Raw genomic sequence first — 23,465 nt, forward strand, 5'->3', positions numbered from 1 at the left:
GGCGGCATCAAAGTCATGGCATTCTAACCCTGTAAAATAATTTCTCTATGCACCGGGAAACGGTGTATCCGCTGATTTGCTTATGTCGCAAATTCGGCAGAATTGTGCAACACCAACAAATCCGGCATTCTAATGCGGTCGCATAACCGGCTTTTTTTCAATCAACAGACAGATGTCGCCGAGCCGCCATCAGCACACTCAACGACAACTTTTGCCCCGTTTTGGCCGGTTGCAATCACCCGTTCAAGCAGAATGTCCGCTTCCGGGACAGTTTCTAACGGACCAAGCCGCACGCGGTAAAAGGTCGTGCCCTTGACGTCTATTGACTCAATCTTGCTAGGCGCAAGATCATACAGGCGATTGCGCAGGTTTAAGGCATTGTCATAAATGGAAAAGGCACCTGCCTGGACATAGATCGAAGAAGATGCGACAGGCGCAACTTCAACCACGGCGGCCTCTTCAACCACGCCATCAAATGGTGCGGATTGCACACTGGCACTGGAAGACGGCGGTGTCAGTTTGATACTCGAAGTGGTGGGTTCGCCTGCATCGGTAATGGGGCCGTCATCAAGGCGGACAGTTTCAACAACATCGCGCGGTGCTGCCGTAACGGTGCTTTGTTCGGCCGAGGTAACTTGCGGGGCGGCTTTACCTTGCGCTATTGCTGCGACCTGACGGCTTTCGGCTTCAACCACTTCGACGAGAACCTTCGCCGTACCTTTTCGCTCGAACCCCAGAAGTTGGGCTGCGCGTCGCGACATATCGATGATCCGCCCATGGGCGAATGGTCCACGGTCATTGACCCGAACCTTGATCGACTTGCCATTTTCAAGGTTTGTCACCCGAACGATGCTGGGTAGTGGCAAGGTTCGATGGGCGGCCGAAACCTCATATTGATCAAAAATCTCGCCGTTGGCGGTCTTCTTGCCATGGAATTTGGGGCCATACCAGGATGCAATACCGGTTTCGGTGTATTCGTAATCTACGGCCGGATAATACCACTGGCCGGCAATCTCATATGGATTGCCGATCTTGTAGTTTCCGATTTGGGCAGGTTGTTGTGACTGACCGCCAAGCCGTTTGACGCCATGGACGGCCAGTTGCGTTTCAGCACAGCCCGCCAGCAATACGCCAAATGCAGCAACCGCAAGGGTGATGTGGCATTTGGCTCGCAGATGTGCGAAGGCACTTTTTCGTGGTTTGGGCATCAAGGTGTCCCCGCTTGTAGATGCTCTGTCCATGCTCGTTCAGACATGATGTCCGTTTTCCGGACGTTGTTTTTAACGACCGGCAATCGCATCGGCCAATGTGCCAACCGCAATCGCAAAGTAAGTCGAACGGTTCCAATGCATGATGGTATGGAAATTGTTATAAACCATATATGCGGGACCTTCACCGTCATTTACGATGACAATTGATGCTTCCATGTCAGCCGCAGGCAAATCGGCACCGTTTGGCATGCGAACGCCAAGTTCCTGCCATTCAGAAATTGGTTTGCGGATATCGCGACCTTCAAGCTCGGTATTGAAGTTTTCCGGCAGCGAAATTTTGCGGCCCCAGCGTTCGTCGGCGTGCCATCCGACCGAGGAAAGATAGTTTGCCGCAGAGGCAAAGACGTCTTCCTTGGCCCCCCAAAGATCAATCTTGCCATCTCCGTTTCCGTCGCGTGCATAATTTAGGAAGGTAGATGGCATAAACTGCGCCTGCCCCATGGCGCCGGCCCAAGAACCGGACATGTTTTCAGGCGCGATATGGCCCGCATCGATGATGGTCAGCGCGTTCATCAATTCCTTGCGGAAATATTCAGCACGACGCCCCTCAAATGCCAAGGTCGCAAGTGAATCAACAACGGAATAGCCGCCGGTGAAACGCCCAAATCCGGTTTCAATGCCCCAGAACGCTGTCAGATAATGGCCCGGCACGCCGTATTTTTTGGCCGCGGCGTCAATGATTTCGCGATTTTCGGCGTATTTCTTACGACCTTCATTGATGCGGGATTGCGGCACAACCCGATCAAGATATTGGTCAAAGGTCAGCTTGAATTCCGGCTGACTGCGATCATATTCGATCACTTTGGGGATCGGTTTGGTATTGGCAAAGGCAACGTCAAGTGTGGCATCGGAAATGCCTTTGCTTGCGGCTTCCTTTTTGAATTCAACGAGCCATTCGTCAAATCCCTCGGTGGTGAATTCTGGAAGTTTTTCATCGGTCTGTGCAAAGGCCGGTGCATTTGCCGCCATCAAAGCAACGACGGAGGCGGCAGTCAGTAGTTTCCAGAATTTCATCTAAGCCTCATCCAATCATGTAATCAGTTTTCCGCCCCGGGATCTTTCGGCCCAGGGAACCATGCGTCTGTGCGGCCGGTCCAGTAATAGGCGGTCAAACCAACCCATTCCCGCAAAGCACGGCCCAACGATTTGATACCGTCAGAGACGTTAAGACTTGCTAAATGGATGTCATCTGAGGTGAATCTGTCGACTGGATACGGGATCACATTCCAGCAGGCCTGACGGAATACACCTACCGCCCTTGGCATATGTTGCGCCGAAGTGATTAGTACCCAAGGCTTTTTGGCAAGTTCTGGCCAATCGCGATACACCATCTCCAGAGATTTCGTCGCGTTCTCGTGCGTGTTCCGCGATTTTTTTTCAAAATACATGTTTGACGTCTTCAGGTCCGATTCGTCCAACCAGTTTTTAAGAACCGCTGCTTCACTAAATCCACGCTCTGTCAGATTGCCATCCCCACCAGTGAACAAGACAGGTTTGCCAGGATACAAGCTGGCGAAGCGCAGCATGGTAAAGAGACGATCTGCCGAAGCACCGACATGCATTTCACCGCGTGTAAGGTAACTGGAAGGGTCAAGACTGCCTGCCAGAGTTATCGATCCGGCAAACTCCTGCTCTGTAAGAACAGGTTTATCAAAGCGGGTTTCAAGTGCGCGTGACAAGATTGTGCCAACAGGAATAACCGTGATTAGCAAAGAGAATCCAGTTACGAAAACCAGCCCTCTTATCGCAAATCTGCGCGTTCTCTTGATGATCAGCAGGCAAAACAGAATGGCCAGCAAAAGGCCATGCATGAAAGCTGTATTGATAAGAACACTCAGCGTTTTGGACAGGAAGTAGAACACGTGTGAAAATTCCGAAAAGAATTGGTTTGTATAACGTTATTACCATACTGAAATCAGGATAAATCACCAGCATTCGCTGCAATATTGGATTGCCCTATTGACAGGTCATTCTCCCCAATTTATTGAAAGCGCCCAGAGCGAAACGCTCCAACCAGTTTTGCGGAGAGGTGGCAGAGCGGTTGAATGCAGCGGTCTTGAAAACCGCCGTGCCTTTACGGGTACCGTGGGTTCGAATCCCACCCTCTCCGCCATTTACTCCAAGACAGTGCAGAAGCCAGTACAGTAATCGCACGGTGATGTTCTCTGCGTGCTGCCAAGCCGTATCTGTCAGAACGTCATAATCGTCGAAAGGTCACTGATATGAGCGAACTGCCACCCTGCCCCAAATGTGAATCCCCTTACACCTACGAAGACGGCGACTTGCTGATCTGTCCTGAATGCGCCCACGAATGGTCGCTTTCGAATGCACAAGCTGATTCAATTGTTGTTCGCGATTCCAATGGCACGCCACTTGCCGATGGCGATACGGTTTCAGTAATCAAGGACCTCAAGGTCAAAGGTTCGTCAGCTGTCGTCAAAGTCGGGACCAAGGTTAAGGGCATTCGCCTTGTTGACGGTGATCACGATATCGATTGCAAAATCCCGGGGATCGGTCAGATGGGGCTGAAATCGGAGTTCGTAAAGAAGGTTGTTGAATAGGCAACTGAATACAAGTTCGACCAAAAGCAAAAAAAGCGCACCGAATGTGGTGCGCTTTTTCTTTTTATGGGTATTTGCGTCGTAGGGCTTAGTCAGCCCCGCCTGTCCGGAATGTCGTTCCTGGTTTCGGCTTCAAAATACGCTGTATGAAGAGCGTGCCGATTGCCATCCCCACCCCGATCAGATCCGTAATCAGACCGCCGGAGATCATGAACAACGCTGCGATAACAAGCAGAATGCGCAGGAACCAAACCGCTGAACGGCCAAGGAACCAGCCCTGAACGCCAGAAGACAGAAGGAATACCCCCACAACGGCCGTAATCAGCGCCTGACCTATCTGAAGATAACTTCCGTCCATGAGGATGGCAGAGTTGTAGAAGAACATGAACGGTACGATGAAGGCGGCAATACCGATCTTGAATGACGCAACCGATGTTTCCATCGGGTTGGCCCCGGATATCCCGGCCGCGGCATAGGATGCCAATGCCACCGGCGGTGTGATCGCCGAAACCACAGCAAAGTAGAACACGAAGAAGTGTGCCGTAAGTGGTTCAATTCCAAGCTCAATCAGGCCTGGCGCCACCACAGATGCCGCAACCGCATAGGCCGCCGTCGTTGGCATTCCCATGCCGAGCAAAATAGCAATCAGCATGGCGAAGACCAGTGCCAGAAGCTGGGAGGCTTCGGCCAAACCAAGCAGAAGGTTGGAGAAGCGTGCACCAACCCCGGTTAGCGCAATCACACCGACAATAATACCCGCACAGGCACAAACTGCGATGATCTGGATCGACATGCCGCCGGCCAGCTCAAAAGCCTTGGCAACCGACCGTGCCCCCACGCGATTTGGCGTTAACCAACTGACAACGACAGCCGCAACAGTGGCAAGGGTCCCTGCCCTGATTACGGAATAGCCGAGGAACAGTGCGATGATAAGAATGATGATCGGAAGGAACAGGAATACCTTTTTGATCATTACATCAAAGCGCGGCAATTCATCTTCGCGCATGCCGCGCATGCCAAGTTTCGCGGCCTCAAAATCGACCATGAAATAGATCGATACGAAGTAAAGAATGGCCGGAATGACGGCTGCAATAGCGATCTCGGTATATGGAATGCCGGTGATCTCGGCCATGATAAAGGCACCTGCCCCCATAATTGGCGGCATGATCTGACCACCGGTTGAGGCCGCGGCCTCGATCGCACCGGCGGTCTTCTTGTGATAGCCGACCTTTTTCATCAGCGGAATGGTGAGCGAGCCGGTGGCCACCACGTTCCCGGCAGACGTACCATTAATCATGCCCATCAAACCGGATGCAAAGATCGCAACCTTTGCCGGGCCGCCACGGGCACGACCTGCGACCGAGAAGGCAAAGTTCACGAAATAGTCGCCAACCTTGGACGCCTGCAGGAAGGCTGCAAAAATGATGAAGAGAATGATGTAGGTCGACGAAACGGCCGTCGTCGGGCCGAGGATCCCTGCATCGGTGTAAACCTGGCTAAAGAAACGCTGCCAAGTAATAGATGGCGACTGCAGAAACCCTGGCAGGAATTCACCAACGAAAACGTAGATCAGGAAGATGGTTGCAATGACCACCAATGCCAGACCGGCGACCCTTCGGGTCAGCTCCATAATCAGCAATGTGCCGGCAACAGCAGCGATCGAAATCCCGATTGGCGCAAAGGGTGTACCCGTTGAGTTGCGCATCAATGTGCCATAAATCGTGATCAGATAAACAGCGACTGCGAAGGCACAGACGCATAGCACAAAGTCAGGGGCAGAATATTTTTCGCGCGATGTTTTGTGGAACCAGGACAAAACAATACCGCCGACCGTCGCCACCAGAAGCGGTGTTCCGAAAAGCCAGGTTTCATTAAACTTGATTGTCGCGTCAATGCCGTTCCACATCACGCCGTTCTGGATGTCGAGCGCGAAGCTAAACGCCATACCGGTGGCCATGAATGCCGGCACGAGAAGAACATATGACAGATACCCCAAAAGCGGTGTACCTGTGCCCGGGCTGTCATTGAAACTGTTGGCCGAGTACCACAAAAAACCAAGCGCAAGTGCGCCCGCAACGTGAACGATACGGAAGTTCCATGTCTCAAGCGGAAAGTCAGGAAGAAATGGCAGATTAACAATCCCGCCCGTCATACCCGAGAGCGAAACCCCATTCAGTGCAAGCATGTGGAAGGCTGCATAGATTGCAGCGGAAATCGTGATAAAGGTCAGGCCAGTGCCTTCGAAAAGACGTCGGTTATGTTCGACCGGCTCTTCGTCAACACCATCGGCAATAAGGTGTTCGTCTTCCACCTGGCTTTTGTTTGTCATCTGTTCCCCCGCTCTCACGCAAGTTTGTTTTTGGCCACAGGCAAGCTGATAATTGAAAGATGGCGGACCGTCCGCCCGGACAGTCCGCCTTCAAGATGTTTAACAGACAGAAATTAGTGGATCATGTCTGCCGGAATGGATGCACCATTCTCATTGAACCACTTGGCAGCACCCGGGTGCCACTTCATGACCTTGTTCTTGTCCCAGTTTGCCGGAACAGTCGAACGGGCCGCACGGTGGATCGATACCATCCGCTCGTTGTCAGACATCACAACGTCGGTCGCGGCATAAACAAAGCTCTCCGGAAGCTCGCAGTTGGCGATCGCGAAGTTCCACATCGAAACCGAACGAGCCGGTTCGGTCAGCGTGGTGTAAGTGTCTGCAGCAATGTCGAACTCGGATACCGGGAAGGCATCCATGATCTGCTTCTGTTCAGCTTCGGTGAATTCGATGATGTTCACGTCAGTCTGGACTTCAAGCTGACTGACAGCCGGAACCGGAACACCTGCAGCAAAGGCAATCACGTCAAGCAGACCATCCTGCAACTGACCACCAAGGTCGGCCCAGCCACCATTACGACGTTCGAAGTCAACACCGAGTTCCTCAAGCATACGTGGGAAATATGTATCTGATGTTGAACCTGCCGGACCAAAGCCGATTTTGGCACCCGCCGGAATTTCCGCAACCGAGGTAATTCCCGAGGAAGAAAGCGCCGTGATCGAGAACGGTGTCTGATACATCGGGAACATTGCACAGGCGTTGGTCATCTGAAGACCCGGTGCAATCGGGTTCGTACCTGCGAGTGATTCCGCAGCCGGCCCCATCGTTGTCATACCAAAGGCGGCTTCACCGGTATGGACAAGGGCCATGTTCTGCATCGGGCCGCCGGTGACTTCACCGCCACCCGAGATGCCGAGTTCTTCCGCCACAAGGTTCGCCCAGCCAGAACCATACGCGAAATAGGTCCCGCCCTGTGAAGCTGTACCAACGGTAAAGCTTTCCGGCCAGTCAGAACGATCCTGAGCTACGGCAGCAGTGCTCCCGAACGCGAACGCGACCGCCATCCCTGCAAATAATGCGCGTTTCATTAATTTCCTCCGTTTATCGGTATTTTGTGAGAGTTCGCCACAAGTCATTTCCTCATATGGGGAAACTCAAAGTTGATAGCAATGTGGTTCTTAATCAATACCGAAAACAAAGAGATTTCATAGTGATGTCGATCTCTTGTCGGGTGCTACTTTAGTTGCATCCCGCAATGAGAAGACGTTCTGATGGATCAGTTTTTCGACAGCCTTACTCTTCGCGGCGCCAAGTGCTTGTAATCGCGTCAGGCAACCACATTTGTTTAATGTAATGTACTTCTTCCGGAGGATTGCCGCATGTCGCTCAATATTGGTAGCCGGATATTGCTTGCTGCGGCAATGATCGTTGTTACGACGTTCACGGCATTCATCTTTTATTTTGACTATCAGCAACGAACATACATCCAGAATGCGCTTGTGGCTAAATTGACCGAGAGTGGTTCGTTGGCCACTGCCGGCATTTCAAGCTGGCTTGATGGCCGGCGCCTGTTGGTTGAGAGCCTCGCCAACAATATTGCCCGTGACAGTTCCCCCACCAATGTCTCTGAAGTTGCAAGCGGTGAGGCATTTGCCGAGTCATTTATCTTTTCATATTTCGGCAGTGCTGACGGTGTAATGACAATGTATCCACCCGATGATCTGCCGCCCGACTACGACCCGCGCCAACGCCCATGGTATGCAGATGCAGTTTCTGTCGGTGACAGTACGCTTACCGAACCCTACACCGATGCATCCACCGGTCAGCTCATTGTTACGGCAACCACACCTGTTTTTGATGGATCAAACCTTCTTGGGGTTGTTGGCGGCGATATCGATATTGGTATCCTTGGTGATCTGGTTCGCAGCATCGATCTGGGCGGGATCGGATATGGCTTTCTGGTTAATGATCAGGGAACGGTTCTGATCCACCCAAGTGCAGAATTCACCCTTAAACCCCTGCCTGAAGTGTTTCCTGACGACACACCAACGGTAAAGGAAGGCATGGAGAACATCATTGATGGCACAGGCGATCAGTTGTTCACCTTTTTCCGCGTCAATGGCTTGCCTTCTGTAAACTGGTATCTCGGCTTTGCACTTGATCGCGATGCCGCATATGCGTCCCTTACCGAGTTTCGCTACACTGCAATTATTACTGCGATCATTGCCATTCTGGCCATAATGGGCCTGATGGGGCTGCTGGTACGTATTTGGGTTTCGCGGCCGGTTATGAGTATGACGTCGGCCATGACTCGCCTCGCCAATGGTCAGAGGGATGTCGATGTCCCGGGAACGGAACTCAAGGACGAAATTGGCGCAATGGCCGCGGCTGTTCTGGTGTTTAAAAACAACGCTGCAGAAGTGGACCGTCTGGCGAGCGAGAACGAGGCCGCGACTAGGCATGCGGCTGAGGCGCGCAGGCGCGCCATGGAACAAATGGCAGATAATTTCGAGAAGAGTGTTCTTTCCATAGTGGAAACAGTGGCTGACGCGGCCGAAAAAACGCAGTCGGTCGCAACTCAGTTATCTGCCAATGCAGAAGAATCGACGGCCCGTGCCGCCGCAGTTTCGAGTGCAGCGAACATAACAACAGAAAACGTGCAGGCCGTGGCGTCCGCAACCGAAGAGCTTTCTGCTGCCATTCGCGAAATTGGTGCACAGGTTACGCAATCAATCGAAGTTGCGACCGAGGCAGTTTCAGGCGTCAACATTACTTCTGCAACGGTCACAGAGCTTGCCGAGGCCGCTGAGCGGATCGGCAAAGTCGTTGGTCTCATTCAAGATATTGCCGGTCAAACAAACCTACTGGCGCTAAACGCAACCATCGAAGCAGCTCGTGCAGGTGATGCTGGTAAGGGCTTTGCCGTTGTTGCCGGTGAGGTGAAATCGCTTGCCAATCAAACGGACAAGGCTACTGGCGATATTCAGGTTCAGGTAGATGGTATTCAAGGGTCGTCGAACCGTTCAGTTTCCGAAATCAGGTCTATTTCCGGAACGATCGAGCGAATCAACGAATTCTGCAATGCCATTGCAGCCGCGGTTGAGCAACAAGGGGCTGCGACACAAGAGATTGCAGACAGCGTTCAACGTGCAGCATCCGGCACACAGGAAGTCTCGCAAAATGTGTCGGCCGTCTCTGATACCGCCAACATGGTAAGTGAGGAAGCCAACTCGCTCCTTTCGTCTTCCCAGGAATTGCGAAAACTTGCCCAACGTCTCAGGGAAGAAGTTATCGGCTTCCTGAAATCTGTGCGCGACAACGACTAGATAACAAACGGTCACTGGTTTGCATGGTTTGAAACCGTCGTTTTTACCAACCACCGGCCGGATTCCGTCGTGGGCGCATCTTCTCCCTAAAATCCATGTAGTTTTTTATTGCGTAAAATCCCTTACTGCTGCACGATTTGTGCAATGCGGTCGTTAATGGTGATGTGTAACCGTCTGAAACCGCAGTTTTCTTCATAAAACTGCAAAATATCAGTGGAAATGCTCTCGTTGGACAGGCAATTATTGACGGAATGAGAGGCGCTTTGGCGTGTCTTGTGGGGGAGCATCCGATTTCGGATGCTAAGACGAACGAAGAATGAAGACTCTCAACAGGGATAATTTAAACTCGTTATGAGCAAAGACATACCCGCCCTACAGGTCGAAGGGATGTTCAAAAGCTTTGGGGACCATGAAGTTCTTAAAGGAATTGATCTTACGGCCAACACCGGGGACGTGATTTCGATTATTGGCTCGTCCGGTTCGGGCAAAAGTACGTTTCTGAGATGTATCAACCTGCTTGAAACGCCCAATGCTGGCGCTGTTCACGTCAAAGGTGAACTGATCCGCATGAAGAGGCTCAAGGATGGCTCACAGGAAGCCGCCGATAAGAAGCAGCTTCAGCGTATTCGCACCAAGCTTGCGATGGTGTTTCAAAGCTTCAATCTTTGGAGCCACCTGACCATTCTTGAGAATGTCATCGAAGCACCGATCCACGTGCTTGGTGTTCCGAGAAAAGAAGCAATCGAAAATGCAGACGCGTTGCTGCAAAAGGTCGGGATGTATGAACGTCGGGATTATTATCCCGGTCATGTCTCTGGCGGTCAGCAACAGCGTGCGGCCATTGCGCGCGCGCTTGCGATTTCACCTGACGTCTTGCTGTTTGACGAGCCGACATCGGCACTTGATCCGGAACTGGTCGGTGAAGTTCTCAGGGTTATGACCGATCTTGCGGAGGAAGGCCGCACGATGCTTGTCGTGACCCACGAGATGGGCTTTGCGCGCGGTGTATCAAGTCATGTGATGTATTTGCATCAGGGACGGGTTGAGGAATTCGGCTATCCGACCGATGTATTCGAGAATCCAAAATCGGAACGCATGAAGCAGTTTCTTCAGCGCGATTTCTGATTTGGGCAGACCAGGGCCTGGTTGGCTCTGGCCGCAAGAATGGGAGCACGTCGTTGCGCGCCATTCCAATCAACAAGGGAGACTATGAATGAAAAACTGGATCAAGGTTGCATCTGCCGCAGCAATTGGCATTGCACTGAGTGCTTCGGCAGCAAGTGCTGCCTGGGAAAAAGTCGTTATCGCGACCGAGGGTGCCTACCCTCCGTTCAACATGATGGACGACAATGGCAACCTCATCGGTTTCGACGTTGATTTCGCCAACAAGCTTTGCGAAACCGCAAAGATCGAATGCGAAATCGTTGCTCAGGACTGGGACGGCATGATCCCGGGTCTTTTGGCCAAGAAATATGACGCGATCATCGCTCAGATGTCGATCACCGAAGAGCGCAAGCGCTCCATCGATTTCTCCGACTACTACAGCAACACGCCGGCAGTGTTCGTTGGTAAGGACGGCATGAGCATCACCGCTTACAAAGACGGCGAAGTCATGGAAGACGCGCTTGATGGCATGGTGATCGGTGTTCAGCGTTCGACCACGCACGCAAACTTCCTTGAAGACAACTTCCCGGGTATCGAAATCCGCATGTACGGTACCCAGGACGAAGCCCTGCTTGACCTGACCGCTGGCCGCGTAGATGCGACCCTTGCTGACTCCGGCACCCTCGAAGCATGGGTAAACTCCGAAGAAGGCAACGGTTACGGCTTCGTTTCCAACCAGTTCGCACCGAGCGAATGGTTTGGCGAAGGTGCCGGTATCGGTATTCGCAAGGAAGACCAGGACCTGAAGGAAATCTTCAACAAAGCCCTGGCTGAAATGCTTGAAAACGGTTCTTACGAAGAACTGAACAAGAAATACTTCCCGGCGATCGATCTGCATCCGAATTGATCTGCCTAATCTATCCGGGGCGGCGAATTGTTCGCCGCCCCTCCCTTATTGTTGGGTGTTGCTTTTAATCAGGGGTGAAAAGCACGTTCGGCATCAAGGAAAGCTGGAGATACCATGCTTGATTTATACGGCCGCGGCTGGCAGATGCTTGAAGGGGGACTGGTCACAGTTCAGCTTTGCCTGACCGTTTTGCCATTCATGATTGTTATTGGTTTATTAGGTGCCTCAGCAAAGCTGTCGCGCTATCGCACACTACGTGTGATCGGGGAAAGCTATACCGTTCTTATTCGCGGCATTCCCGAGCTGCTTGTTATTTTGTTGATTTATTTCGGCGGCACCATTGCTGTCCAAAGCCTTGCCGAAGCGATTTCCGGCGAGGAAACCCGCGTGGATATTCCCGCATTCTGGTCAGGTGTTGCTGCTTTGGCCCTGGTTCAGGGTGCGTTCGCATCCGAAGTTTTCCGTGCCGCCATGCAATCGATCCCCATTGGTCAGATCGAGGCCGCGACAGCGTGCGGCATGACACCGATGCAGATTTTCATGCGCATCAAGCTACCGCAACTTTGGCGTTTCGCCCTGCCCGGGCTTAACAACCTGTTTCAGGTTCTGATCAAGGACACCGCGCTTATTTCGGTTGTTGGTGTCGAGGAAATCATGCGAAAGGCCGCCATTGGCGCCGGAACAGAGAAGGCACCGTTTACCTTCTATCTGGTGGCGATGCTTATGTTCCTTTCATTTACAACGGTTTCGCTGCTGGTCTTCAACTATCTTGAAAAGCGGGCTGCCCGCGGTGTGGCGAGGGCGTAGCAGATGTTTGAAGATTTCATATACGTTCTTGGCAAGTACGATACCTGGCTATGGCGCGGCTTTTTGCTGACCATCGAGCTACTGGTGATTTCGGTAACTCTTGGCACGCTTTTGGCCATTCCGTTGGCTGTGGCGCGTGTTTCGAAAAAGGTATGGATACAGGCCCTGCCCTTTGCCTTCATCTATGTGTTCCGTGGAACGCCGCTGATCGGGCAGTTGTTCATGATGTATTATGGCGTCGGGCAGCTGATTGCCAACATCGACGGCATTCAGGATCACTGGACCTGGACCTATCTGCGCGACCCGTATTGGTATTGTCTGCTGACCTTCGTTCTGAACACGGCGGCCTATGTTGCCGAAATCATGCGCGGCGGCATCCAGAATGTGCCGAATGGTGAACTCGAAGCCGCCCGTGCATGCGGTATGTCGCCGTGGATTACGTATCGGCGCATTATCTTTCCCCGCATGTGGCAGATGATCTGGCCAGCCTACACCAACGATGTGATCTTTACCCTCAAGGCGACGTCGCTGGCATCGACCGTCACCATGATGGAATTGACCGGTGCTGCGCGTAAAATCGTTGCGCGTACCGCCCTTCCCTATGAGGCGTTCATATCGGCCGGTGTGATCTATTTGATTATCGTTTACTCGCTGACCTTTGGTTTCAAGGGGATCGAACGCTATCTGCGTCGCAGTGAGCAGCGCAACGAACCCAAAACAGGCAGAGCAAAAGCAGCAACCTCGGCCTAAACAACAAATACCCGATCAAACCCGGTATTCGGAGACAGGTACCTGTCGGCGTGGCGTCGAAGGTGCCTTGATCCGGCCGGGTTGATTTGCCCCACGCCACCACCTTTCAGGATATCGAAATGCAAGAAGAACGCATTGAACTCGTTCGCCCGCAAATGGGCACCTCGCGCGCTTTGACTGTGCGGCGCTTTGGTAAACCGGGCCAAGGTCCAAAGGCCTATTTTCAGGCTGCCCTGCACGCTGATGAATTGCCCGGCGTCATTACGCTACACCATCTTGAGGTGCTTCTGAAGGAAGCCGACGCCAAGGGCGACATCACCGGTGAAATCGTTGTTGTTCCCTTCGCCAATCCGATCGGTTTTACCCAGTATGTCGATATGAAGCCGCTTGGCCGGTTTGAAATGCGCAGTGGTCAGAACTTTAACCGTCACTATCCGGATCTGAGTGCGGCACTAATCGACGCCGTTGACGGCAAACTGGGGCAGAATGCCGAAGCCAACGTTGCATTAATCCGGACCGAGTTGCGCCGCCTTATCAAGGAACACCGCAAGGATGTCAGCCCGCTGACAGACCTGCAGGATTTGCGTCTGACCTTGGCAGAGCTTGCGATTGATGCCGATTACGTGATGGACCTGCATTGCGACTGGGAAGCGCCGATGCATCTATACATCAGCGACCATAACTGGCCGGATGCCGCGGATCTTTCGGCACAGATCGGGTCGGAATGCAGCCTGATTGCAGAGATCAGTGGCGACAACCCGTTTGACGAGGCATTCAGCCGCCCATGGGTCGAACTTCGCCGTGCCTATGGCGACAAATTCCCGATCCCGATGGCCACACTGGCAACCACGATCGAGCTGCGCGGTGATCGCGATGTCTATGATGAGTACGCAATCGCAGACGCCGCCAATCTGTTCAAGTTCCTGCAGCGCCGTGGTCTGATTGCAGGTGATCCGGGCCCGCTGCCGGACGCCAAATGTCATGCCACCCCGCTTGCCGGTGTGGATCGCGTGATGGCGTCACATGGCGGCATGGTTGTTTTCGCGGTTGATGCTGGCGCAAAAGTCAAAGCCGGTCAGGAGCTTGGCTATGTTCTTGATTGTGAAACCGGCGAGAAAACCCCGTTCTCAAGCCGAACCGACGGGGTGCTGTATTCCCGCATCGGTATTCGGCTTATCGTTCCGGGCGGATATCTGTGCTCGGTCGCGGGTGAAAAACCGCTTAAAGGACGTGAAGGTCAGCTTCTGCTGTCGAAATAACGCGCCTTTGACGTTTCCGCGTTCTGATTGAAACTGTATTTTGAGACGGATCGATTGATTGCCGAATGAAGGTTGGATACCCTTCAGGCCGTCGTTGATCCGTCTTTCTCATTCGGGCCAGATGGTCACCGATTTTGCCGATATTGACGAACCGCGCAGTGCGCGTTGCAAGGAATGTTTGATGTTCGATCCGAAAACTGTTTCAGAAGTCATTTCAGTTGCCAAAAACAAGGCTGTGGCAGACGCCGAGACAGCACGCCGCGCGATTTCTGTTCTGGATTTAACCAGCCTGAATGATGATGACAATGAACAGGTCATCGAAGCCCTGTGCAAACGCGCGAAAACGCCTGAAGGAAACGCAGCAGCTGTTTGCGTCTATGCCCCGTTTATCGAAACCTCTTGGCGGGCACTGGGCCAATCAGGTGTGAAAACCGCAACCGTGGTGAACTTCCCCGAAGGCGGCACCAATGCCCAGCGTGTCGCCGATGAGACCGCAAATTGCGTTTCCAAGGGCGCAGACGAGATCGATCTTGTCTTCCCCTACAAGGCATTTCTTGAAGGCGATGTCGCGACCGCAACGGATGTTGTCGATGCCACGCGCACGGCCTGCGGAACGATGACCACCATGAAGGTCATCCTTGAAAGCGGCGAGTTTGATGATCTTGGCAAACTTTACGACGCCGCCCGGCTTGCCATCAAGCATGGTGCAAATTTCGTGAAGACATCAACCGGCAAGGTGTCTGTTGGCGCAACGCCCGAAGCCGCGGTTGCAATGCTGACGGCTATTCGTGATGCCCGCGACGAAAATGGTATTGATGCCGGTTTCAAGGCATCTGGCGGAGTTAAATCCACCGAGGACGCCGCGCTTTATCTTGGGATTGCCGATCACATCATGGGCGATGGCTGGGCAAAGCCGGAAAACTTCCGTTTCGGGGCAAGTGGCGTTTTGACGGCGTTGCTTGAAACCTGTGGTTCCAAACCGGGTGATGCACCGGCTGCGACTGGAAACTACTAGAATTTATGACTATCTGCTGGGCATCGCATTGCCCGGATAAGGTTTGAAGGAAGACATCAATGGCACGTGCCATCATTATCGTGGCGGACAGCTTCGGGATCGGTTCGGCACCGGACGCGGCAAAATTCGGTGATCAGGGTTCCGATACTCTTGGCCACATCGCAGAACAATGCGCCAAAGGCCTTGCTGATAGCGACAAGCGCAGTGGTCCACTGAATGTTCCGAACATGGTCGCACTTGGTCTTGGCGAGGCTGCCAAGGATGCCACAGGTCGTGTCCCGCCCGGGCTTGATCATGGCGGTGCAATGATCGGCGCATTTGGCCATGCCAAGGAACTATCGCGCGGCAAGGATACGCCAAGCGGCCATTGGGAAATTGCCGGTGTGCCGGTGGATTTCGATTGGGGTTATTTTCCCCTGACCGTCCCGACCTTTCCGGCGGAACTTATCGATGCCCTGATCGAGCAGGCCAAGCTGCCAGGCATTCTTGGTAACTGTCATGCATCGGGCACGACGATCATCGCAGAGCTTGGCGAAGAGCATATCAAAACCGGCAAACCGATTTGTTATACCTCGGCGGACAGCGTGTTTCAGATTGCCGCCCACGAGGAGCATTTTGGCCTCGATCGCCTGTATGAAGTCTGTGAGATCGCCTTCAAACTGGTTGAGCCCTACAGTATCGGCCGTGTGATTGCCCGCCCGTTTGTTGGTGAAACGCCTGCTGATTTCAAGCGGACCTCAAACCGGCGTGATCTTGCCGTTCCGCCCCATAAACCAACGCTGCTTGATCTATTCAGCAAATCCGGTGGCAAAGTGATTTCGGTTGGTAAAATCGCCGATATCTATGCGCATCGCGGTATTGCCAAAAAGGTCAAGGCGTCGGGGAATATGGCGCTGTTTGACGCCATGATGAAAGAAATCGACGAAGCCTCGGATAACAGCATTGTGTTCACCAACCTGGTGGACTTCGACATGGAATTCGGTCACCGTCGTGATGTTGCTGGGTATGCAAACGCGCTTGAGGAATTTGATCAACGAATTCCAGAACTGCGCGCCGCGTTAAAGCCCGGTGATCTGGTGATCATTACCGCCGATCACGGGTGTGATCCGACATGGCGCGGCAATGACCATACACGCGAATTCGTGCCGATCCTTGCCTTTGGACCGACAATTGCGCCAGGGCCGTTCGGGATGCGCGAAACCTTTGCCGATATCGGGCAAACGGTTGCCGACCATCTTGGGATTGCGCCGCTGGCGACGGGAACGTCTTTCTTGAATGGATAAAGTGGAATGAACTGGCAGTTCGGACAAAGTGAAGCTTCAAATTCGCCGATCAGGATCGAGGCGATTGTCGATACGATTTGTCCGTGGTGCTATATCGGCAAGAAGCGCCTTGAAAAGGCGTTGTCACGCGAAAAGCTTGATAACCTGATCATTCACTGGCGCCCTTTCCTGCTTAATCCGGATATGCCGAGCGGCGGCATTGATCGCAAACTTTATCTATCCGCAAAGTTCGGCGGAAGCGAAAGTGCCGAGCGGGTTTACAAGGCGATCGAGGATGCCGGGGCTGCGGTCGGTATCCCGTTCAGGTTTGATCTGATTAACGTGACGCCGGATTCAACGGACTCTCATCGCCTGATCTACAAGGTGTGTGCAGAACGGCCAGCAGTTGGCAATGATTTGGTCGAAGATCTGTTTGTGGCCTATTTCCTTGAAGGTCAGGATATCGGCAATCATGAACTTCTGGCCGATATCGCAGTTCGCCATGGCGAAGACAGAAACGAAATTCTGGAATATCTTGCCGGTGACATGGATCGGGAATTTGTCAGTCAGGAAAACCGGGTCGCGCATCAGATGGGCGTGACCGGTGTACCGTGCTTCCTGTTTAACAGCCGCCATGCCCTGTCGGGAGCACAGGAACCCGATATCCTTCAGCGTATGATCCGACTGGCGCGGCAGGAAGAAATTCCGGTCTAAACAAGACCATTCGTGAAATAAAAAAGGCGGGATAACAAATTGTTACCCGCCCTTTCTTTATGCGTTTCCTGCGATATCTGAAAGCCGTTTCATCAATCGTTTGAGGCCTTCAAGCCGGTCGGTCGGACCATCCCAGCCTGCGGAATAGACGATCTTGTGATCCGGGCGCAGGCGGGCGACGCCAACCTGTTGCTGGATGAAGCCGATCAAACCGGCCGGGTTCGGGAACTCGTTATTCCGAAGCGTGATGAGTGCCCCTTTCGGGCCCGCATCAAGCTTCTCGATATTGGCAACCCGACACCATTGTTTGATGGTGACCACATCCAGAAGGTTTTCGACTTCCTTGGGCAATTTGCCAAACCGGTCAATCATTTCGGCGGCAAACTGGTCGACCTCTTCACGCGATCGCAATTCGGAAATACGGCGATAAAGACCAAGCCGCACACCAAGATCTGGCACGTAACGATCCGGGATCAGAACCGGCATGCCGATATTGATCTGCGGGACGAAACTTGCCTCTTCGGATGCATCGATCTCGCCCTTGGCTTCTGCCACGGCTTCTTCGATCATCTGTTGATAAAGCTCGATCCCGACTTCCTTGATATGGCCCGATTGCTCTTCACCAAGCAGGTTACCTGCCCCGCGAATATCAAGATCGTGGCTCGCCAGATTGAACCCGGCACCCAGACTATCAAGGGTCTGCATGACTTCGAGACGCTTGAGCGCAGTCGCCGTCAGTTTCTTGCCATTTGGCAAGGTCAGATAGGCATAGGCACGCTGTTTGGAACGACCTATACGACCACGCAACTGATAAAGCTGCGCCAAGCCGAACATATCAGATCGGTGAATGATCATCGTGTTGGCGTTTGGCACATCAATACCCGACTCAATAATGTTGGTCGCAAGCAGCAAATCAAACTTACGGTCGGTGAAATCGGTCATCACCTGTTCAAGGTCACGCGCACCCATCTGGCCGTGCGCCACGTCAAACTTGATTTCCGGCACAAGGTTTTGAAGTTCCTTGGCAACCCGGTCGAGTTCATTGACCCTTGGGCACACATAGAAAATCTGGCCGCCACGGTGGCGTTCGCGCAAGATGGCCTCGCGCACGACAACCGGGTCATAGGGCGTGATATAGGTCCGGACCGCCAAACGGTCGACCGGCGGTGTGGCAATGATCGAAAGTTCCTTAACCCCGGTCAGGGCCAGTTGCAAGGTCCGCGGGATTGGAGTCGCGGTCAGGGTCAGGACATGCACATCGGATTTCAGTTCCTTGAGGCGTTCCTTGTGCTTGACGCCGAAATGCTGTTCCTCGTCAACGATCAGAAGACCTAGGTCCTTGAAATGCACACCCGTACCCAAAAGCGCATGGGTGCCACAGACGATATCGACATGGCCGCTTTCGAGGTTCGCCTTGACCAGTTTGGCGTTCTTGCCAGTGACAAGGCGCGACAGCTGTTCAACCCGCACTGGCAGGCCTTCAAAGCGCTCCTTGAAATTCAGGTAATGCTGCCGGCAAAGAAGTGTCGTCGGCGCAACAACAGCTACCTGCTTGCCCGACATCACGGCGGCAAAGGCCGCACGCATGGCGACCTCCGTCTTGCCAAAGCCAACATCGCCGCAAACAAGACGATCCATCGGCTTTCCGGCCGACAGGTCATCAAGGGTATCGCGGATCGCGCGTGCCTGATCCTCGGTCTCGGCAAACGGGAAGCCGGCGCAGAATTCGTCATAGGCGCCTTCAGGTGCCTGAAGCATGGCACCCTTGCGCAGGTGACGTTCGGCGGCAACCTTGATCAGCTTGCCTGCCATGTCGCGGATGCGTTCGCGCAGCTTGGCCTTACGGGCCTGCCAGGCAACACCACCCAGCTTATCAAGGATCGAAATACCTTCGTCCGATCCATAACGCGACAGGACCTCGATATTCTCGACCGGCACAAACAGTTTGTCGCCGCCGTCATATTCAAGTTCAAGACAGTCATGCGGAGCGCCGCCGGCCGTCACGGTTTTCAGGCCCAGATAACGTCCGATACCGTGTTCAAGGTGGACAACAAGGTCGCCCTCGGAAATCTCGGACGCTTCACGCAGGAAATTGTCTGCCTTGCGACGGCGTCCACCCGGGCGGCTCATGCGGTCGCCAAGGATATCCTGTTCGGTAACAAACCAAAGGCCTTTGCGCCGGAAACCACGTTCGATATCGAGGATCACCACGCCGACATGCTCAAAGGTCAGATCGTCGGTAACGTCTTCCCAGCATTCGCAGGTAACGACTTTGCCCACGCCATGCTCGCGCAGCAATGACACGATGCGATCACGCGACCCATCGGAATAGGCTGCGATAACAACCTGATTTTCCTTGCCGCGCTGTGTGGTGATGAAATCACGCAGTTCGTCATACAGATTGACGTCCGCACGCGCACGCACATCGCCAAAATCACGCCCTGCCCGCGCACCAAGATCGTAAATACCGCGTTCGGGGTTTTCATCATCGTAATAGGGCGAGAATTCCAGAACCGGGCGGTCTGACAACATGCGGTCAAACTCTGCCTGGTCAAGGTAAAGCCGTTCTGGCGGCACCGGTTTATAGACATTGTCACCCGATAGCCCGCCGCCCTTGATATTAAGGCGTGCCTGATAGTAATCATCGATCATCTCAAGGCGGTTTTCGATGACCTCGCCGTACTGATAATCAAGGCTGATGATGGTTTCGGGCACATAGGCGAATATCGTATCCAACCCGTCATGAAACAGCGGCAGCCAATGTTCCATCCCGCCATATTTCAGGCCGTTGGAAATTGATTCATAAAGTGGATCGGTCTGCGACACCGCGCCAAACAGCTCGCGATAGCTGCTTCGGAACCGCGAAATACTATCCGGGTCAAGATAGACCTCGCCCACGGGCAACAGGGAAATATCCTTAACCTTGCCGACTGTCCGCTGGGTTTCGACGTCGAAGCGACGGATGCTTTCGATCTCATCGCCAAAGAAATCAAGCCGTACCGGTTCCTTCATGCCCGGGGCAAAGATATCGACAATATCACCACGAACGGCGTAGTCGCCGGGTTCCATCACCTGTTCCGCGCGGTTATAACCCATGCGCTCGAAATAGGCGGTCAGCTCGGCGCGGTCGTATTCACTGCCAGCCTTGAACGCCAGCTTGCCTTTGCGCATGACCTCAACGGTCGGAACACGCTGCATTGCCGCGGCGGCGGTTGTCAGGACGATACGGCCATTTCCGGCAGCGGACTCCTTGCTATCGGCAAGGGTTGTCAGCGTTTCGACGCGCCGTGCGGTGACTTCCGAAATCGGTGAAACACGGTCATAAGGCAGGCAATCCCAAGCCGGCAGCGTCAGGACTTCGATTTCTCCGGCAAAGAATTGCAATGCTTCGGCCAGTTGGGCCATGCGCTTGTCATCGCGTGCGACGTGAAGAACGGTCTTGTTCTTGCCCGCACTATCAAGCAGTTCACGCAGGATCAGGGCGTCTGCGCCTTCCGGCACACCGCCTACCCGTTTGCGACCGTTGGTCGATATAATTTCTTTGAGCTTGTTCAATGTCTTGTCAGGCGTTGCTCAGGTCCCGGATCATACGCAGGACATCCGTGTCATACTGTGCAGGTGCCGCTTCCTTGCCGGTTGCCCATTTGAAGAAATCGGCATCCGGTACTTCGTTGATCAGGATTTCAAATCTATCAAGCTGTTCTGCCGTCAGGGTCGCCAGATGCTTGTCCATGAAACGCCCCATCAGGATATCGTTCTCCTTGGTGCCACGGTGGCTTCCACGGAACAGCAGCTTTTTACGGCGCATTTCAAGGTTCGATACGGTGTCGGTCATTCTTCGATCTCCTGACTTCCTGTGCAGAGCCTTGCGGGCGGCCACTGCAGCCTGTTCTGTGGCATGGTTTGTACGGCAAAATCTCCTACGGGTCCATGCCGTGATCGGGTCATTTTGTATCAAATGATGACTTGATGGTTGTGGCGGGATAGTTTTGTTGTATACCCGTGCCATAAACGCAATTGTTCTATTAACGTTCTCATCGAAAGTTTCAACGAAAACCGACATGCGCCCGGAAATTCTGTTCCCGCTTTTTGCTGAAATCGACACGCTGGCCGGTATCGGTCCGCGGTTAAAGCCGTTGGTAGCGCGCCTGATTGGCGGGGAACATGTCGCCGACCTGCTTTGGCACTTGCCATCGGGCATTATTGATCGCCGGTTTTCGCCCGACCTTTCGGACACCATTGACGGGTCGGTCGTCACCATGGATGTCTGGGTCGAACGCCATGAGCCCGCGCCCAATCGTCGTCGCCCCTATCGGGTGATCTGCAAAACGCAAAGCGGTACGCTTGTTTTGGCGTTTTTTAACGCGCGGGCCAAATACCTTAATGACGTTTTGCCGGTCGGTGAGAAGCGGATTGTTTCGGGCAAGATCGATCATTATCGCGGGGAATATCAGATCACCCATCCCGACCGGATTGGTACAGAGGCCGAGCGTGCTGAAATCCAGACGGTTGAGCCGATCTATCCGATGTCGGCCGGGGTCACAGGCAAGACGCTGACCAAGGCGGTGCGCGGTGCACTTGAAACGCTTCCCGATTTGCCAGAATGGCATGACCCGGCACTGATAGCGCGCCATAAATGGCCCGATTTGAAAGCGGCCCTTTACACCATACACAATCCGCAAGATGAAACTGACCTGTCACCCGATCATCCCGCCCGCAAACGGCTTGCCTATGACGAGTTGCTGGCCAATCAATTGGCCCTGACATTGATCCGTGCAAAGATGCGCAAGCTTGGCGGTCGTGTGACCAAGGGGGATGGTCGCCTGCGTGCAGCACTTGGCGACCACCTACCCTTTGCCATGACCGGCGCGCAGCAACGCGCACTTGGCGATATCTATGACGATATGGCAAGCGAGGGCCGCATGCTCCGTCTGCTGCAAGGCGACGTTGGTTCAGGCAAGACCGTGGTCGCCTTGATGGCGATGTTAAATGCCGTTGAATGTGGACGTCAGGCCGCCCTTATGGCACCAACCGAGATTCTGGCGCGTCAGCATTTTGAAACCATTTCGCCGCTTCTGGAGAAAATCGGGATCAAATGCGCCATTCTGACAGGCCGCGATAAGGGCAAGTCACGCAAGGCTGCGCTTGAAGGCTTTGCCAATGGCGAAGTCCAGATTGCGGTTGGAACGCACGCCCTGTTTCAGGATGACGTGATATTCCACGATCTTGCCTTTGCGGTTGTCGATGAGCAGCATCGCTTTGGTGTGCACCAGCGCCTTATGCTGGCTGGCAAAGGTCAGGCGGTTGATGTGTTGGTCATGACGGCGACACCTATTCCACGTACACTGACCCTGACCGCCTTTGGCGATATGGAAGTTTCGAGGCTGGATGAAAAACCACCGGGGCGCAAACCGGTTGATACGCGCGTACTGCCGATCGACAAGGTAGATGATGTCATTTCCGGTATTGGACGTGCGATGCGCAGCGGCACCAAGATTTATTGGGTCTGTCCACTGGTCGAGGATTCCGAGATTCTTGACCTGCAAGCCGCCGATGAACGCTACCGGGTGCTGGCAGAACTGTTTGGTCAGGATCGTGTCGGCCTTGTCCATGGCAAGATGAAAGGCAAGGAAAAGGACGAAGTGATGGAAAAGTTCGCCCATGGCGATACATCCATCCTTGTCGCAACCACGGTGATCGAGGTCGGGGTGAATGTGCCAGAAGCAACGATCATGGTGATTGAACATGCTGAACGCTTTGGCCTTGCCCAGCTTCATCAGCTTCGCGGGCGGATTGGCCGTGGGGATGCGGCATCGACCTGTTTGTTGCTGTATGGCAGCCCGCTTGGACAGGTGTCCAAGGCGCGCCTCAAGATCATGCGCGAAACCGAGGACGGCTTCATCATTGCCGAAGAAGACCTGAAACTTCGCGGCGCGGGCGAGGTTCTTGGCACCCGTCAAAGCGGCCTTCAGGAATACCGGCTGGCCAATCTTGAGCTGCATGGTGATTTGCTGGCGATTGCGCGCGATGATGCGCGCCTGATCGTTGATCGCGACCCCGATCTGCAGAAGGCGCGCGGCGATGCCTTGCGTTTGTTGTTGTACCTGTTCGAACGCGACGAAGCGGTTCGATATTTCCGATCAGGATAACAAAGAACAAA

Annotated in this window: 18 protein-coding genes and 1 tRNA gene; 12 read left to right on the forward strand and 7 right to left on the reverse strand. The window is 53.7% G+C overall.

Going from position 1 to position 23,465, the window contains the following annotated elements; genetic code table 11:
* Positions 1-161: 161 nt before the first annotated feature.
* From B2T33_RS15495 to B2T33_RS15505, 3 genes are all read right to left on the reverse strand, one after another.
* A complete protein-coding gene (locus B2T33_RS15495) occupies positions 162-1,208 on the reverse strand; it encodes a septal ring lytic transglycosylase RlpA family protein (RefSeq protein WP_063089571.1) in 1,047 nt (348 codons plus the stop codon).
* Positions 1,209-1,280: 72 nt separating this feature from the next.
* On the reverse strand, positions 1,281-2,285 hold the full coding sequence (locus B2T33_RS15500) for a lytic murein transglycosylase (protein ID WP_063089573.1): 1,005 nt from the start codon (positions 2,283-2,285) through the stop codon (positions 1,281-1,283).
* A 23-nt stretch (positions 2,286-2,308) separates the two neighbouring features.
* On the reverse strand, positions 2,309-3,133 hold the full coding sequence (locus B2T33_RS15505) for a YdcF family protein (protein WP_197147482.1): 825 nt from the start codon (positions 3,131-3,133) through the stop codon (positions 2,309-2,311).
* Between the two features lie 161 nt (positions 3,134-3,294).
* On the opposite strand from B2T33_RS15505, the gene B2T33_RS15510 reads away from it, so the two are divergent.
* Together B2T33_RS15510 and B2T33_RS15515 are read left to right on the forward strand one after the other, a co-directional pair.
* Positions 3,295-3,384: transfer RNA gene (locus B2T33_RS15510), tRNA-Ser, on the forward strand.
* Between the two features lie 109 nt (positions 3,385-3,493).
* The gene (locus tag B2T33_RS15515) at positions 3,494-3,832 is read left to right on the forward strand and encodes a zinc ribbon domain-containing protein YjdM (RefSeq protein ID WP_197147483.1); all 339 of its coding nucleotides are present in this window, start codon (positions 3,494-3,496) and stop codon (positions 3,830-3,832) included.
* An 88-nt stretch (positions 3,833-3,920) separates the two neighbouring features.
* Here the strand turns inward: B2T33_RS15515 and B2T33_RS15520 are convergent, their stop codons facing one another.
* Both B2T33_RS15520 and B2T33_RS15525 read right to left on the reverse strand, forming a co-directional pair.
* Positions 3,921-6,161 carry a TRAP transporter permease gene (locus tag B2T33_RS15520; RefSeq protein ID WP_197147484.1) on the reverse strand — a complete coding sequence of 747 codons (2,241 nt, stop codon included), beginning with the start codon at positions 6,159-6,161 and terminating at the stop codon, positions 3,921-3,923.
* A gap of 113 nt (positions 6,162-6,274) precedes the next feature.
* Positions 6,275-7,249, reverse strand: coding sequence for a TAXI family TRAP transporter solute-binding subunit (locus B2T33_RS15525; RefSeq protein WP_197147485.1), 975 nt, complete (start codon positions 7,247-7,249; stop codon positions 6,275-6,277).
* A gap of 291 nt (positions 7,250-7,540) precedes the next feature.
* Between B2T33_RS15525 and B2T33_RS15530 the strand changes: the two genes are divergently transcribed.
* From B2T33_RS15530 to B2T33_RS15570, 9 genes are all read left to right on the forward strand, one after another.
* Positions 7,541-9,487 carry a methyl-accepting chemotaxis protein gene (locus B2T33_RS15530; protein ID WP_197147486.1) on the forward strand — a complete coding sequence of 649 codons (1,947 nt, stop codon included), beginning with the start codon at positions 7,541-7,543 and terminating at the stop codon, positions 9,485-9,487.
* A 363-nt stretch (positions 9,488-9,850) separates the two neighbouring features.
* On the forward strand, positions 9,851-10,612 hold the full coding sequence (locus B2T33_RS15535) for an ABC transporter ATP-binding protein (protein WP_349678267.1): 762 nt from the start codon (positions 9,851-9,853) through the stop codon (positions 10,610-10,612).
* Between the two features lie 88 nt (positions 10,613-10,700).
* Complete coding sequence (locus B2T33_RS15540; protein WP_197147488.1) at positions 10,701-11,498, forward strand: transporter substrate-binding domain-containing protein; 798 nt, start codon at positions 10,701-10,703, stop codon at positions 11,496-11,498.
* A gap of 114 nt (positions 11,499-11,612) precedes the next feature.
* Positions 11,613-12,305: an ABC transporter permease gene (locus B2T33_RS15545; RefSeq protein ID WP_008891030.1), complete on the forward strand. Its 693-nt coding sequence runs from the start codon at positions 11,613-11,615 to the stop codon at positions 12,303-12,305.
* A gap of 3 nt (positions 12,306-12,308) precedes the next feature.
* Positions 12,309-13,055: an ABC transporter permease gene (locus tag B2T33_RS15550; protein ID WP_008891029.1), complete on the forward strand. Its 747-nt coding sequence runs from the start codon at positions 12,309-12,311 to the stop codon at positions 13,053-13,055.
* Between the two features lie 119 nt (positions 13,056-13,174).
* Positions 13,175-14,314 (forward strand): succinylglutamate desuccinylase/aspartoacylase family protein, encoded by a 1,140-nt coding sequence (locus B2T33_RS15555; RefSeq protein ID WP_286792515.1) that lies wholly within the window; start codon positions 13,175-13,177, stop codon positions 14,312-14,314.
* Between the two features lie 181 nt (positions 14,315-14,495).
* Positions 14,496-15,329, forward strand: a complete 834-nt coding sequence (gene deoC / locus B2T33_RS15560; RefSeq protein ID WP_286792516.1) for a deoxyribose-phosphate aldolase — start codon at positions 14,496-14,498, stop codon at positions 15,327-15,329.
* A gap of 59 nt (positions 15,330-15,388) precedes the next feature.
* A complete protein-coding gene (locus B2T33_RS15565) occupies positions 15,389-16,612 on the forward strand; it encodes a phosphopentomutase (RefSeq protein WP_286792517.1) in 1,224 nt (407 codons plus the stop codon).
* A 6-nt stretch (positions 16,613-16,618) separates the two neighbouring features.
* Positions 16,619-17,305 (forward strand): DsbA family oxidoreductase, encoded by a 687-nt coding sequence (locus B2T33_RS15570; RefSeq protein ID WP_197147493.1) that lies wholly within the window; start codon positions 16,619-16,621, stop codon positions 17,303-17,305.
* Between the two features lie 57 nt (positions 17,306-17,362).
* Here B2T33_RS15570 and mfd read toward each other — a convergent pair whose 3' ends face one another.
* Both mfd and B2T33_RS15580 read right to left on the reverse strand, forming a co-directional pair.
* Positions 17,363-20,860, reverse strand: a complete 3,498-nt coding sequence (mfd, locus tag B2T33_RS15575; RefSeq protein WP_286792518.1) for a transcription-repair coupling factor — start codon at positions 20,858-20,860, stop codon at positions 17,363-17,365.
* Between the two features lie 7 nt (positions 20,861-20,867).
* A complete protein-coding gene (locus B2T33_RS15580; RefSeq protein WP_286792519.1) occupies positions 20,868-21,140 on the reverse strand; it encodes a succinate dehydrogenase assembly factor 2 in 273 nt (90 codons plus the stop codon).
* Positions 21,141-21,366: 226 nt separating this feature from the next.
* On the opposite strand from B2T33_RS15580, the gene recG reads away from it, so the two are divergent.
* Positions 21,367-23,454 carry an ATP-dependent DNA helicase RecG gene (recG, locus tag B2T33_RS15585; RefSeq protein WP_286792520.1) on the forward strand — a complete coding sequence of 696 codons (2,088 nt, stop codon included), beginning with the start codon at positions 21,367-21,369 and terminating at the stop codon, positions 23,452-23,454.
* Positions 23,455-23,465: the final 11 nt, after the last annotated feature.

Origin of the sequence: Thalassospira sp. UBA4513, from assembly GCF_002388495.1 — a bacterium.
Taxonomy (GTDB): Bacteria; Pseudomonadota; Alphaproteobacteria; order Rhodospirillales; family Thalassospiraceae; genus Thalassospira; species Thalassospira tepidiphila.